At 40.8% G+C, this 14,165-nt stretch carries 14 protein-coding genes; 9 read left to right on the top strand and 5 right to left on the bottom strand.

All coding sequences use genetic code 11. From position 1 onward, the window contains the following. Window positions 1-23 precede the first annotated feature (23 nt). On the bottom strand, window positions 24-1,367 hold the full coding sequence (gene rimO, locus MF4640_RS03990; RefSeq protein ID WP_004696556.1) for a 30S ribosomal protein S12 methylthiotransferase RimO: 1,344 nt from the start codon (window positions 1,365-1,367) through the stop codon (window positions 24-26). A gap of 351 nt (window positions 1,368-1,718) precedes the next feature. Between rimO and glnL the strand changes: the two genes are divergently transcribed. After that, window positions 1,719-2,828 (top strand): nitrogen regulation protein NR(II), encoded by a 1,110-nt coding sequence (glnL, locus tag MF4640_RS03985; RefSeq protein ID WP_004696555.1) that lies wholly within the window; start codon window positions 1,719-1,721, stop codon window positions 2,826-2,828. Then, the gene (glnG, locus tag MF4640_RS03980; RefSeq protein WP_004696552.1) at window positions 2,815-4,296 is read left to right on the top strand and encodes a nitrogen regulation protein NR(I); all 1,482 of its coding nucleotides are present in this window, start codon (window positions 2,815-2,817) and stop codon (window positions 4,294-4,296) included. Before glnL ends, glnG begins: the two co-directional genes overlap by 14 nt. Window positions 4,297-4,337: 41 nt before the next feature. Here the strand turns inward: glnG and MF4640_RS03975 are convergent, their stop codons facing one another. Next, entirely contained in the window at window positions 4,338-4,664 is a 327-nt protein-coding gene (locus MF4640_RS03975; RefSeq protein ID WP_004696551.1) for a hypothetical protein, read from the bottom strand. 62 nt (window positions 4,665-4,726) lie between these two features. Here MF4640_RS03975 and MF4640_RS03970 point away from each other — a divergent pair, with 62 nt between their 5' ends. Beyond that, window positions 4,727-5,167: a phosphohydrolase gene (locus MF4640_RS03970; RefSeq protein WP_078388764.1), complete on the top strand. Its 441-nt coding sequence runs from the start codon at window positions 4,727-4,729 to the stop codon at window positions 5,165-5,167. Between the two features lie 102 nt (window positions 5,168-5,269). Beyond that, complete coding sequence (locus MF4640_RS03965; protein ID WP_078388763.1) at window positions 5,270-6,178, top strand: LysR family transcriptional regulator; 909 nt, start codon at window positions 5,270-5,272, stop codon at window positions 6,176-6,178. A gap of 302 nt (window positions 6,179-6,480) precedes the next feature. On the opposite strand, the gene map is transcribed toward MF4640_RS03965, so the two are convergent. After that, the gene (map, locus tag MF4640_RS03960) at window positions 6,481-7,275 is read right to left on the bottom strand and encodes a type I methionyl aminopeptidase (protein WP_005400725.1); all 795 of its coding nucleotides are present in this window, start codon (window positions 7,273-7,275) and stop codon (window positions 6,481-6,483) included. A 350-nt stretch (window positions 7,276-7,625) separates the two neighbouring features. On the opposite strand from map, the gene brnQ reads away from it, so the two are divergent. Continuing rightward, a complete protein-coding gene (gene brnQ / locus MF4640_RS03955) occupies window positions 7,626-8,912 on the top strand; it encodes a branched-chain amino acid transport system II carrier protein (RefSeq protein ID WP_004981952.1) in 1,287 nt (428 codons plus the stop codon). Window positions 8,913-9,404: 492 nt separating this feature from the next. Next, window positions 9,405-9,641 (top strand): hypothetical protein, encoded by a 237-nt coding sequence (locus MF4640_RS03950; RefSeq protein WP_004696541.1) that lies wholly within the window; start codon window positions 9,405-9,407, stop codon window positions 9,639-9,641. 68 nt (window positions 9,642-9,709) lie between these two features. On the opposite strand, the gene MF4640_RS03945 is transcribed toward MF4640_RS03950, so the two are convergent. Next, a complete protein-coding gene (locus tag MF4640_RS03945; protein WP_078388762.1) occupies window positions 9,710-10,168 on the bottom strand; it encodes a hypothetical protein in 459 nt (152 codons plus the stop codon). A gap of 122 nt (window positions 10,169-10,290) precedes the next feature. Between MF4640_RS03945 and MF4640_RS03940 the strand changes: the two genes are divergently transcribed. The 3 genes from MF4640_RS03940 to MF4640_RS03930 all read left to right on the top strand — a co-directional run bounded on the left by MF4640_RS03940 (window position 10,291) and on the right by MF4640_RS03930 (window position 13,431). Beyond that, window positions 10,291-11,148, top strand: coding sequence for an alpha/beta fold hydrolase (locus tag MF4640_RS03940; protein WP_078388761.1), 858 nt, complete (start codon window positions 10,291-10,293; stop codon window positions 11,146-11,148). A gap of 216 nt (window positions 11,149-11,364) precedes the next feature. After that, window positions 11,365-12,729 carry an amino acid permease gene (locus MF4640_RS03935; protein WP_078388760.1) on the top strand — a complete coding sequence of 455 codons (1,365 nt, stop codon included), beginning with the start codon at window positions 11,365-11,367 and terminating at the stop codon, window positions 12,727-12,729. A 216-nt stretch (window positions 12,730-12,945) separates the two neighbouring features. Further along, window positions 12,946-13,431, top strand: coding sequence for an Lrp/AsnC family transcriptional regulator (locus tag MF4640_RS03930; protein WP_004696532.1), 486 nt, complete (start codon window positions 12,946-12,948; stop codon window positions 13,429-13,431). Between the two features lie 308 nt (window positions 13,432-13,739). On the opposite strand, the gene MF4640_RS03925 is transcribed toward MF4640_RS03930, so the two are convergent. Further along, on the bottom strand, window positions 13,740-14,165 hold a 426-nt coding region (locus MF4640_RS03925; protein WP_153042467.1), incomplete at its 5' end, for an IS5 family transposase.

The raw sequence follows: 14,165 nt of genomic DNA, 5'->3' as shown, positions 1-14,165 counted from the left end.
AATTTTAAAATTTTATTTGTGTCTTAATTCGATTTAATCGAAATCAACTGTGCATACAGATCATATTCATCTGCATCGGTAATTTCGACTTCTAACAAATCGCCTGATTTAATCTGGCTTTTATCAATATCTTCCACAAAGACATTGCCATCAATTTCAGGAGCATCTGCGTATGAGCGTGCAATCGCAACTGGGAATTCTTCATCCAACTCATCGACCAGCACCGTCATTTTCTGACCAACACGCTTTTGAAGTTTGGCAGCAGAAATCGCCTGTTGCACTTCCATAAAGCGTTCATAACGCTGTTGCTTAATCTCTTCAGGCACGTGATCTGGCAAGTCGTTTGCTGTCGCACCCTCAACAGGTGAATAGGTGAAGCAGCCTACGCGATCAAGTTGTGCTTCTTTCAACCACTCAAGTAAGATTTCAAAATCTTCTTCAGTTTCGCCAGGGAAACCCACAACGAAGGTTGAACGAATCACCAAGTCAGGACATTTTTCACGCCACAGCTTTAAACGCTCAAGTGTATTTTCACTATGCGCAGGTCGTTTCATTAGTTTTAAAACTTTTGGGCTGGCATGTTGGAATGGAATATCCAAATAAGGCAAAATTTTACCTTGTGCCATCAAGTCAATCACTGCATCCACATGTGGATATGGATAGACATAGTGCAAACGCACCCAAATACCCAGTTGACCTAAGGCCTCACACATGTCATAGAACTTCGTCTTAACAGGTTGACCATTCCAAAAGTCTAATTTGTATTTGGTATCGAGGCCGTAAGCAGAAGTATCTTGGGAGATAACGAGTACTTCTTTTACACCGGCACGTTTAAGCGCAGCCGCTTCTTCTAAAACAGAACCGACTGGGCGAGACACTAAGTCACCACGCATACTTGGAATAATGCAGAAGGTACAACGATGGTTGCACCCTTCTGAGATTTTTAAGTACGCATAATGCTTCGGCGTTAAACGAATCCCTTGTTCTGGAACAAGGTCAATAAATGGGTTGTGTTTTGGTGGCTCAGGCACGTATTGGTGCACGGCTTCCATCACTTCTTGATATGCAGCCGCCCCTGTCACTTTTAAGACATTTGGGTGCATTTGGCGAATTTTGTCTTCGTCTTTACCTAGGCAGCCCGTAACGATTACACGACCGTTCGCACTCATGGCTTCGCCAATGGCATCTAAAGACTCTTGCACTGCAGATTCAATAAAACCACAGGTATTTACAACAACTAAATCCGCACCATCATAATCTGATGCTACATCATAACCTTCAGTCTTCAACTGAGTTAAAATTCGTTCGGAATCAACCAATGCCTTAGGACAACCTAAAGAAACAAAACCGACTTTGGGGGATTTCATGAATCTGCGCTCCACTAGAATGCGCGTATTGTATGTCTTTTCTGTTTATAAAAACAGATCGATTCCACACTCTTTGTTTAATGCACCAAAATAAAACCAACACTGTAGTAGAATCAGTATAACGCACCATTTTAAGTCACTTTCAGTTTACTTGATTTTTAGAATCCGCTATATCTTTAGCTAATCGTTCATTTACAGCGCATTCCGCAAAAAAAGTGTGCTCATTTCATTATACAAAATCAAAGTTGGCGTGCATTTTGCTTTATTTGCATCAATTCAGTCCGCTATTTGGAACGGTTAATGCTTTATCAAGATGCCATTGCGCTATTTTAATACAGGATACATTCGCTAATGGATCACCCTATTTCTATCGACTATCGCCTTTTAGTGGACAATTTGACCACTGCGATTCTATTGGTCGACAGTAAATTAAATATTTTTTACTTAAATTCCTCTTGCGAAGCATTATTTGATATCAGTCTTTTACGTGCCTCTGGCCAACCTGCACTTAATTTACTCCATGCACCCAATGATGAGTTCAATACAGAAGAAGCACTTCTCAATACTCTAAACTCGGGACAACACTACACCCGTCGTGAAGCCATCATTAAGGTCAACTTTAAAGATATTCATGTTGACTATACCGTGTCACAGTTGAATTCAAATAAACCCTATCATCCTTTGCTTTTAATTGAGATCAATCCGATTGATCGGATGCTCAAAATTTCCAAGGAAGAAAACTTCTTACAACAACATCAGGTTGCACGCCAACTGATTCGCGGTGTTGCACATGAAATTAAAAATCCGCTAGGCGGAATTCGCGGTGCTACACAACTTTTAGCACGTAGCCTCAATGATCCTCAATATAGCGAGTTCACCGACATTATTATTAGTGAAGTCGATCGCTTACGTAATTTAGCAGACACCATGCTTGGTTCACGTCAGCTCCCAAGTTATGAGTTGGTCAATGTACATGAGCCTTTAGAGCGTGTTCGCTCACTCATTACCAACCAAACCAAAAAGAAAATTAAGATCACCCGTGATTATGATTTGTCATTACCTGAAGTGATGGCCGATCGTGATCAACTGATACAAGTTATGCTGAACATTAGCGTCAATGCAGTGCAAGCCATGACTGAAAATAAAGAGTTCTTTGTCGACCACCAACCTGAACTAATGTTACGCACCCGTATTCAACGTTTAGTGACCATCAATGGTGTACTGCAACGCTCTGTGGTACGGATTGATATCGAAGACAATGGTCCGGGCGTTCCAGAAGAAATTTTAGAATCCGTGTTTTACCCACTGGTCACGGGTCGTGCTAAAGGCACAGGACTGGGTTTAAGTATTGCGCAAAATATTATGCATCAACATAACGGAATGATTGAATGCCAATCTGTTCCCGGAAAAACAACTTTTAGCTTATATATACCTTGGGAGTTAAACCATGTCGCGAAATAAAATATGGGTAATTGATGACGATCGCGCCATGCGCTGGGTGCTGGAAAAAACGTTCAAAGAAGAAGGTTTTGACGTCACAAGTTTTGAAGAAGCTCAATCTGCTTTAGACCAACTCAGTTTAGATGCACCCGATGTGATCTTGACCGATATTCGTATGCCCGGCATAGATGGCTTAACTTTTTTAGCGAAAGTTAAAGCCAACTATCCTGATCTACCTGTCATTATTATGACGGCTCACTCTGACCTAGAGTCTGCTGTTTCAAGTTATCAAACAGGCGCATTTGAGTATTTACCCAAGCCTTTTGATATTGATGAAGCCTTAGCTTTAGTGAATCGTGCGATTTTGCACATCACCAAAATGCAGCAGCAAGAATCGGCAAAAACGGTACCACCGATTCAATCGACCGAAATCATTGGCGAGTCTCCTGCTATGCAGGAAGTTTTCCGCGCGATTGGTCGTTTGTCTCAATCACACATTACAGTGTTAATTAATGGTGAATCTGGTACAGGTAAAGAGTTAGTTGCGCATGCGCTACACCGCCACTCACCACGGAGCAGCAAACCTTTTATTGCACTCAACATGGCCGCGATTCCCAAAGACCTAATTGAAACAGAGCTTTTTGGTCATGAGAAAGGTGCATTTACTGGCGCCAATACCCAGCGCCAAGGTCGCTTTGAACAGGCCAATGGTGGAACGCTGTTTTTAGATGAAATTGGCGATATGCCTTTTGAAACACAAACGCGTTTACTGCGTGTCTTGGCTGATGGCGAGTTTTACCGTGTTGGTGGGCATATCCCAGTAAAAGTAGATGTACGTATTGTCGCGGCAACGCACCAAGACTTAGAAAAATTGGTACATGATGGTCGCTTCCGTGAAGACTTATATCACCGTCTGAACGTGATTCGCATTCACATTCCAAAACTGGCGCATCGTAGCGAAGACATCCCAATGTTAGCGCAACACTTCTTGGCACGTGCAGGCAAAGAATTAGGTGTAAGCCCTAAAATCCTTCGTCCTGAAACGCAAGAATATATGCAACAGCTGCCTTGGCAAGGAAACGTACGTCAGCTCGAGAACACTTGCCGCTGGTTAACGGTCATGATTACAGGACGTGAAGTTTATCCTGAAGACTTACCATCAGAGCTGAAGCAAATTCCAATTACCCGCTCAGGTGAAGATGCGCAAGCCGCGCAAAACTTAGATCGGATTGCAGTCCACCATTGGGATGAGTTGTTGGGTCAATGGGCTGTGCAAAAGCTGAAAAATGGCGAGATGAAAATCCTCGATATCGCAACCCCAATGTTCGAACGTACATTGATCATTGCTGCGCTGCAACAAACCCGTGGCCGTAAACGGCATGCGGCTGAGTTACTCGGTTGGGGGCGTAACACCCTTACGCGTAAACTTAAAGAGCTAGGTATGGATACCGCAGATGATGAAAGTGAAGAAGAAGCTTTAGAAAACTAAGACAGATTCAAATAAAAGCGCCGCAATGGCGCTTTTATTTATTAAGCCGTAAAGCCTAAATAGCGTGAATAGCCTTCAACACCAAGTGGTGCTTTTAACATGATAAATTTTGGGTAACTGGCTTGAGTTAACTCTTCAAACATAATCACTTGATCATCATGTGCATGGAGATCATCAACACTGCGCTGCATGGTCGCTTCAAATTCATCTGTGATATATTCAAAACCAATGTCCATCGCAATAAATAAGGTATGCTCACAAGGCTGAACGTATTGTTCCTGAGACCAATCAATTACCTGTTGTTGGCAGTGTGGACACGCTACGGGATCTGTCGCTTCACAGTCTAGTGGGATCAATTGATAAGTCATAATTTAGTTTTTAAACAAAGATGCTGCGAAGTTTAGCATAGGATAAAGTACCTAGAATAATCATGTCGACTTTAGAAAAAGCCATTGCACTGGCTGCAACCCAACATGCGGGGCAACTCGATAAGGGCGGACAACCTTACATCTTGCATCCACTTCGCCTCATGTTGCAATTTTCCAATCCCACCCTACAAATCATTGCGGTGTTGCATGACATTTTGGAAGACACCGCAACGACTGCTGAAGACTTAAAAGCGCTTGGCTTTAGTGCCGAGATCATTCAATCCATACAAGCACTGACCAAACAAACAGGTGAATCACGTTTGGAAGCGGCTAAGCGCACTGTATTAAACCCTCTTGCAACCCAAGTGAAATATGTTGATGTACTCGATAATATGAACCTTACGCGCATAAACAATCCAACAGCACACGACTTTGCACGACTTGAAGAATATAAAGTGGTGCTTGAAATACTCAAACAAGCGAAAACTCAGCGAAACCCTTAAAATAGCTGAGTATTTTCAATTAAATCTCTACAATTTCAAAATTGACAAACTGCAACGATCACTTTTTAATTAAGCCTATCGTTGCACAAATGGACATCGTGAATGTTAAGCGATTTAGATGATTTTTATTGTTTTGCTCAAGTGGTTGAACATGGTGGTTTTAGCGCAGCCGAACGCGCAACAGATATTCCTAAATCCAAGCTCAGTCGACGCGTGTATAACCTCGAAGAGCGCTTGGGTGTACGCCTAATTCAACGCAGCTCTCGCCATTTCGCAGTGACCGATATTGGTATGAATATTTACCGTCATGCGCAAGTGATGATGAATGCTGCACAAGCCGCACACGATTTGGTCGATCATCTCAGTTTACAACCGCGTGGCGTCATTAAACTCAGCCTGCCAGTATCGATTGCACAAAACCAAATTGCACGCATTTTACCAAGTTTCTTAAAAACCTATCCCGAAATTAAAGTGCAAATGATGGTAACCAATCGCCGTGTGGATATTATCAACGAAGGTTTTGATATTGCCCTTCGCGTCCGCTCCAATCTAGACGATGATCCAAGTTTGGTAATTCGTAAATTTGAAAATATCGAGCAGCATTTATTTGCCAGCCAAGCTTACTTAAATGAATTTGGCGAACTGAAACAACCTGAAGATTTAAGCCAACATCATATACTAAGTATGGTTGATGAGCATTTAGATCAACATATCATCGTGGATAATGATGCACAGCAACAAAAGAAAATACGCGTCAACCCTGTGGTGATGGGCTCTGATTTGAGTATGTTGGCTCAACTGGTCCGTAAAAACTGCGGCATTGCCCTACTTCCAGACAGCATCGTACAAGATATGGTGAAAAGTGGTGAGCTGGTTCGTGTCCTGCCCGACTGGAAAGCACCACACGGTATTTTTCATGCGGTGTATCCTTCACGCCGTGGTTTACTACCTGCTGTCCGTGTGTTTATTGACTATTTAATTGAACACCTTAGCTCAAATAAATCACTTTAAACCCTACACATGCTCAATCACATTGAGCCAATCCATGAGGCAAAAAAAAGAGCTTAACCGAGGTGGATAAGCTCATAAACTTTCAAAATAAGAAACTACAGCGAGTATCTTGGAAACAATTTTAGTGACAAAATGAAGTATAGACCAATAGCTTGCATGTATAAGTTTTAATCAAAAAATAGCAAAAATGCGATAAATAAAGGGATTCAGAAATATCAGTGATTGCTTTTAATACTTAATTTAGCTTTTAAGTCACAAAGCTAGACCAAAGTCTAAAATTTAATCAACGACAAAACATCAACTTAAATTTCTGGATAACTGCCCGTACCTTCAGGCCAAGGTGATAGTAACTCAAAACCGGTTTCAGTCACGAGTACCATATGCTCCCACTGCGCAGTTAAAGACTTATCAGCAGTCACGACTGTCCAACCGTCCTTGAGCTCTTTGACATGCGCTTTGCCCATATTAATCATCGGCTCAATCGTAAACACCATGCCCGCTTTAAGCTGCATCCCCTTACCTGGTTGACCATAGTGCAATACGCTTGGCTGTTCGTGATAAACCTTGCCGATACCATGACCACAATACTCGCGTACCACACTATAACCTTCACGGTGCGCAACAGTTTGAATGGCATAACCAATATCACCAAGCGTTGCACCTTGCTTCACAGCATGAATACCTGCAACCATCGCCTCATAAGTCGTATCGACTAGCTTTTTGGCTTCCGGTTTCACTGTACCCACATAGTACATACGACTGGTATCACCAAAGTAGCCATCTTTAATAATCGCCACATCAATATTAATAATATCGCCATCTTTGAGTACAACATTCGGCGATGGAATACCGTGACAGACCACTTCATTTGGAGAAATACAGGTGGTTTTGGTATAGCCATGATAACCAATATTGGCAGGCGTCACTTTTAAGGTATTTACAATGAAGTCATGACAAATATCATCCAGATATTCAGTCGTGACACCCGGCTTTACATGCTCACCAATCATCGCTAAAACTTCGGCAGCCAAACGACCAGATATACGAAGTTTTTCTACATCTTGTTCAGTTTTTATGCTCACATTTAAGCCACGCATTGAAATATCCTCAATTATGAAGTCGCAAGTATAGACCTTTTCTCAATATTTTTGTTCAAACTTAAATCTTAGGGTAGCCTCCAACAACCAGCCTTTAAAAAATTTGTGTAATTTTAAAGCATTTGCACTACAACTTTTAATTTAGGAAAAATAGCGCCTCAAGCTTTTAATATTTATAATTTTTCTATTTTAAAATGGATAATCAATCACATATATCAACCTATTTTTTACAAGTTGATATATTCACTTTTCATCTTATAAAAAAATTTAATACTACCCATGAAATAAATTAGCCAAAAAAACACTTATGCACTAAAATCGTCCCCTTTGTTCAACTCGATCTCCCTTTTATGACAAGTCTGCGTACTCGGGATATTGTTGCTTTGGGTTTTATGACTTTCGCACTCTTCATTGGTGCGGGCAACATTATCTTTCCACCGATTGTGGCTCAGCAAGCGGGTGAGCATGTATGGCTAGCAGCTTTTGGTTTCTTAATCACTGCTGTGGGCTTACCTGTAATCACCATTATTGCGCTGTCACGTGTCGAAGGTTCGATTCAAATTTTAAGTTCACCTTTGGGTAAAATAGCCAGTCTCATTTTAACCATTACGTGTTACCTAACTGTCGGACCACTCTTTGCGACACCACGTACTGCAACCGTTTCTTATGAAATTGGTTTTTCATCTTATCTTGGAACATCAAGCAGCAGCTTGCTGATCTACAGTGCAATCTACTTTAGTGTAGTCACCCTCATTTCACTGTATCCAAACAAGATTTTAGACACGGTTGGCTATGTACTCTCGCCACTGAAGATTTTATCTTTAGCCATCCTTGGCATTGCGGCGATGATGATTCCAACGGGTTTCGTTCCGCCAGCCATCAATAATTATGTTGACAGCCCTGTTTCTGAAGGTTTTGTAAATGGTTACTTAACCATGGACACTTTAGGTGCTTTGGTTTTTGGTATTGTGATTATTCAAGCCATTCGTTCACGTGGTGTCAGCAACCCTAAACTGATTACGCGTTATGCAGTTATTGCGAGTATCATTTCTGGTATTGGTTTAACTGTAGTTTACCTCAGCTTATTTAAACTTGGCCTTGGAAGCCATGAAGTCGCAGCAAATGCGAGCAATGGTGCAGTGATCCTGCATGCATATGTTCAACATGCATTTGGTGACTTAGGTTCTATCTTCCTTTCTGCCATGATTTTTATTGCGTGTATGGTCACTGCGATTGGCCTGACCTGTGCGTGTGCTGAATATTTCAGTTCAATCACTAAAATTGGCTATAAAGTTTGGGTCTTCATTCTGATTGGTTTCTCTTTCATTATTTCAAACTTAGGTTTAACCAAACTCATCGCCTTTTCTGTGCCTGTTTTAAGTGCAATTTATCCACCTGCAATTGTGGTGATTATGCTGAGCTTTGGCTGGAAATTCTTTAATCATCCTCGCCGAGTGATTGCACCTGTTACAGCAGTGTCTTTGGTCTTTGGTCTTCTAGACGGTTTAAAAGTTGCGAATTTTGAACTACCTTATGCGCTGACTCACTTACCTCTTGCAGAACAAAACCTTGCATGGCTTATCCCATCATTGGTAGTTTTTGTAATTGCTGTTGTAATCGACAAAGTGAAAAAATAAGCAAAAGCTGATGTTGTTAAAGTCTGGTTTTACCCAAACCTGATTTTAAGCATGATCAATATTTGTCACATTTTATCCAAATGGACACATATTGTTTCATTTCTTTCTACATCAGTTTTTGTACATACTGACACATTTCATATACACCGCTAAAGTCGTATATCAAGACCTTCATATCTCTTATAAATTTAATATTAGAAAATATAAAATTCTTTAAAGCCTGTCCTAGCAAGCCATTCATGGCATCAATATTGCTTTATACAATCTATGTATAAGCTTACATGCATCATTTATTTGTCATCTTATACCGTAACGAAATACTATTTATTCACTAAAAAAATGCTACATACATATTTTCTGATTGGTATAGCATAATTTCTCTGAAAATAGTTGTTTTTGCTCTTGATCAACGCAAGTTTTAGCAGTACAACATTAAGAACTAATCCGACTAAACACATTGGTTTTTAGTCAAAAACTCAAGGAGGGATGGAGATGTTATCATTACATTTCAACAAGCAAGTCTTCATTAACGCTCTGAAGGCAAACAAGAATATGGTGACGTATTTAAGTACCACCATTGCCCTAATGGTCATTATGATCATGCATGGCTTAATTCAAGGTAACCTTAAAGCTGAATATTTTGCTTACGCTATCGTCGTATCATTTGCCTTTTATTTATGGGCAGTCGTCGATCAAAAATTCCGAAAGGCCACACAGTCAATTGACTAGCAAACAGGTGGATGATTAGTCATCCACCTTTGTAAAAGTATAAATATTTTAAAAAATATAAGAACAACTTAAAATAAACCGAAAAACATTCCCCACAACAAGCCCAACGTCGCCACAATTTCCCCCACAACCAATGCCATCATTGCCATCAGCATGATTGATTTGGGTAAAGTCCATTTGCCTAAAACATGTGGACTACGGAATTGGTTATTGGTGTCTTGCAATAGCCCATGCACAATATAGCTCAGTATCGAAAAGCTAAAAAAGAATAAATTAATTCCCACAAACAGCATGTTCAAAGGCTCGGGCCAGACTGAAATTGCGGCCATTACCGCAATAATTAAACTTGCAGGTGCATATAACAAACTACTGCGGTGCGCGATATCAACATAATAGTGTGCGCGAAACTGCGGTGAATGGCGTATTTGTGCATATTTCCATACCCCTGTCAGCATCCCTACAAACAGAAAAATCCCACTAAACAAAAGTGCAAATTTTACCGACATATCTACTTCAACAAACTGCATGTGTTTTCCTTTTTATTTTCACTCTATTCTATACAGATCTACTTGACTTCAAAGTCATAGATTAGACAAGTTTCTTTTTGGAACTTAGGTAGAGTAGAAAAAAATTCTATGCTTAACCGATTATGCAAAATTACGAAACTTTAGCTATTACCTGCTCTGACCATTATTCACTCAGTGGACGCTTTTATGCAGCCCAAGGTACACAACAAGCCCTACCTGTTTTAATCTGCCCTGCCACAGGTATTACTCAACAGTTTTACCACCATTTTGCATCATGGCTTGCAGAACAAGGCTATGCCGTTTTGGTTTTTGATTTTCGCGGCATTGGTGAGTCTCTGCATGAACCACTTAAAAAGTCGAAAGCCAGCATCGTGCAATGGGGGCAATTGGATATCCCAGCGGCGATGGAGGTGTTATTGAATAAGACCCAAGCGACACAAGTGATCTTGCTCGGTCATAGTGCAGGTGGGCAACTTTTAGGTATTAATCCAAACTATGAAAAAGTCGCAAAAGTCGTTGCTGTTGCAGGATCAACAGGCCACGTAAAAGATTTGAAAGGTCGTACCAAATTGCTGGCTCCTGTGATGTTTAAACTGATCTTTCCTATTGCACGTTATACCTTAGGTTACGGACCGACCAATGCCATTGGCATGGGCGAAAACCTACCCAAAGATGTGGCACGTGATTGGGCACAGTTTTGCAGCAAACCAGGTTATGTAATTAATGCCTTAGGCAAAACAGTACAAGATGACTTCCACCGTGATATTCGCTGTCCAATCACAGCCATTTGGGCATCGGATGATGAAATTGCCACGCAAGTGAATGTCAAAGGCTTACTCAGCCTTTACCCAAATGCACAAACAGATCAAATTGAACTCAAACCACAGGCTTATGGCCACAAAGCCATTGGTCATATGGCGATGTTTAAGCGTTCCCATCAAAACATATGGCCTGAAATTGCAGCACAGCTTTCATCTTAAAGCGGTACATATCAAGCCAAGCCTGTCGCCAGTTCAAGCAGCACTTGCTTGACTGGCTTTATTTTCACCGCAAAATTGCAGCTTTCAAATAAAAACCAACGCTATTGATAAATTTAATTTCATTAATCGATAAATAAATATTATATTTCCACCACGAATTTTTATTAAGTCATAGTTCATGTGATGTCTATCGCATGTGCTAGAGATGGATGAATCATGTCTGCACAACAGCAACCCCAGCTTAAGCATGGGCTGAGCAACCGCCATATTCAGCTGATTGCTTTAGGCGGCTCTATTGGTACAGGTCTATTTTTAGGCATTTCGCAAACTATTAAACTGGCTGGTCCTTCAGTTATTTTAGGCTACGCACTGGCGGGCTTAATTGCATTTTTCATGATGCGCCAGTTGGGTGAAATGGTGGTTGAAGAACCAGTAAGTGGCTCTTTTAGTTATTTTGCCTATAAGTTTTGGAGCCCTTTTGCTGGCTTTATGTCGGGTTGGAACTATTGGGTGCTCAATGTCTTGGTCTGCATGGCGGAACTCAGTGCCATAGGCCTCTATGTCCAGTATTGGTGGCCTGAAATTCCCACATGGATTTCAGCACTTGGTTTCTTTGTACTGATCAATGCCATCAACCTGCTGCATGTCAAAGTCTTTGGTGAAACAGAATTTTTATTCTCCATGATTAAAATTCTCGCGATCATTGGCATGATTGGATATGGCGCTTGGTTACTGGCAAGTGGTCACGGTGGTGCACATGCCTTTATTTCTAACCTATGGGCTCTAGGCGGTTTCTTTCCCAATGGTATTTCTGGCCTAATCATGGCGATGGCCATCATTATGTTTTCCTTTGGCGGGATTGAACTCGTTGGTATTGCAGCTGCGGAAACCAAAAATCCGACCACGACTATTCCTAAAGCAGTCAATCAAATTGTCTATCGTGTATTGCTGTTTTACGTGCTTACGATCATCGTTCTGCTCTCGTTGTTTCCATGGAATCAAATCGCAGAAGGCGGTAGCCCTTTTGTTTTGATTTTTGACTCCTTAGGTAGTCAAGGCGTTGCAACTGTGCTGAATTTTGTGGTCTTAACCGCAGCCATATCGGTGTATAACGGTACCAGCTATGGCACGAGTCGTATGCTGCTAGGTCTGGCAGAACAAGGCAATGCCCCACAGTTTTTAAAGAAAATTAACCACCGTGGCATCCCTTATGCAGCCATTTTATGCTCTGCATTGGTGACCTTACTGTGTGTCGTATTGAATTATATCTTCCCAGAAAAAGCCTTTAAACTGCTAATGAGCCTTGTGGTTTCAGCCATTGTGATTAACTGGATGATGTTGGCGTTGACCCATTTAAAATTCAAGCAACGTATGCTGGCATTGCAAAAATCAACCTTGTTTCCAACTTTGATTTACCCTATCAGCAACTATATCTGTATTGTATTTATGCTTGGTATTTTAGTGGTGATGTGGCTCACACCTGATATGCGAATTGCAGTAATGCTGATTCCACTTTGGATTGGCTGCTTAACTCTAACTTACTGGTTTAAACAAAGATCAAAAACGCAAAAAATACAATAAATAAGTCAGCAAACAGCGCCAATAAAAGGCACCCTTCCATTTAAGGGCGCTGGTTGCAAATCAAAGCCAATTTCTCAAATGACTTTGATTGAATCACTTGATTGTAGTCATGACCGATGCAGAGTATTTCTCTTTTATTTGCTTATTTTGAGTATTTATTGAGAAATATTTTCACATAAAATAGTTTATAAAGAAAATTATACGCAGGAACACGTTATGAATGACGCTCACTACGTTTTAGATAAAATTGACCGCCGTATTTTGTCTGAACTTCGCCAAGATGGCCGTCTGACCGTTACCCAGTTGGCTGAGAAAGTTGGGCTGTCCTCTTCTCCTTGCTGGACACGTGTAAAACGCCTAGAAAATCTCAACATCATTGAAGGCTATACAGCAAAGATTAATTCAAAAGCCATTGGTATTAATGAGCTGTTTTTTATTGAAATTACGCTTGAACGCCATGATGATGAAATCTTAGAGCAATTTAGTGAAGCACTGGCTTACATGCCTGAAGTGGTTGAAGCGCATTTAGTAACTGGCGATTACGACTACTTACTCAAAGTCGCAGTGAAAAATGCGGAACACTATGAACGCTTTTTGCGTAAAAATTTATACTCAATGAAAGGCGTACGACATACACGCTCCATTTTTGCCTTACGCCCTTTGAAACTCGAAAATAAATCCGACCTCATTATGATTGAGTGATTGCTGCAAATATTGTGTAAATGTGGTTTAATACACGCAGTATGAGATGAGCCTCTTACAGTATGTGCCTTAGATGTGCATACGACTAGCCCCTAACCATGGGGCTTTTTAATGTCTATACGTTTTAGAATACTGATATTTTAGATAGTGCAAATTATTCAAATACAAAATGGTAGCCAATAAAAAGCACCCCAAGGTGCTTTTTTATTAACGATATCATCTCTAAAAATATTAACCCAAAATACCAATTGAGAGCGGCTTTGTTGCACAAAGATTTGAAATGCAAAGCGCCCCTAATTGAGCCAAATTTAAGGCGTAACTTGGGTAAGTGGTCGACCTAATTCCGTAAATCTGTTAAGGACTGCTACACGTGCATGGATCTCATTCACTTGGCTATCAAAACTCCTTGCACTGAGTTTATCTCCTAATAATTTGATGCAATGCATCTTAGTTTCAACCAAACTTCGCCGATGATAGCCTGACCATTTTTTCCATAGTGTCCTGCCTAAACTTTTAATTGTTCGAAGTAATTCATTTCGCTCTAGCGAGCTACTCTTTGTATCTTTCCATGGTTTCGCATTTTTTCTAGGTGGAATCACCGCATGCCCTTGCCGATCTGCAATGACCTGACGGCATTGCTTGGTGTCATAAGCTCCATCGGTATAAACAGAGTCAATCCGCTCATCTTGTGGAATCTGATTAAGTAAATCACCAAGCACCTGTGAATCACTGAC

Origin of the sequence: Acinetobacter sp. MF4640 (assembly GCF_002018895.1) — a bacterium.
In the GTDB taxonomy this organism is placed as follows: domain Bacteria; phylum Pseudomonadota; class Gammaproteobacteria; order Pseudomonadales; family Moraxellaceae; genus Acinetobacter; species Acinetobacter johnsonii.
The sequence above is the reverse complement of the archived record's forward strand: the minus strand, read 5'-3'. Positions and strand labels throughout refer to the sequence as shown.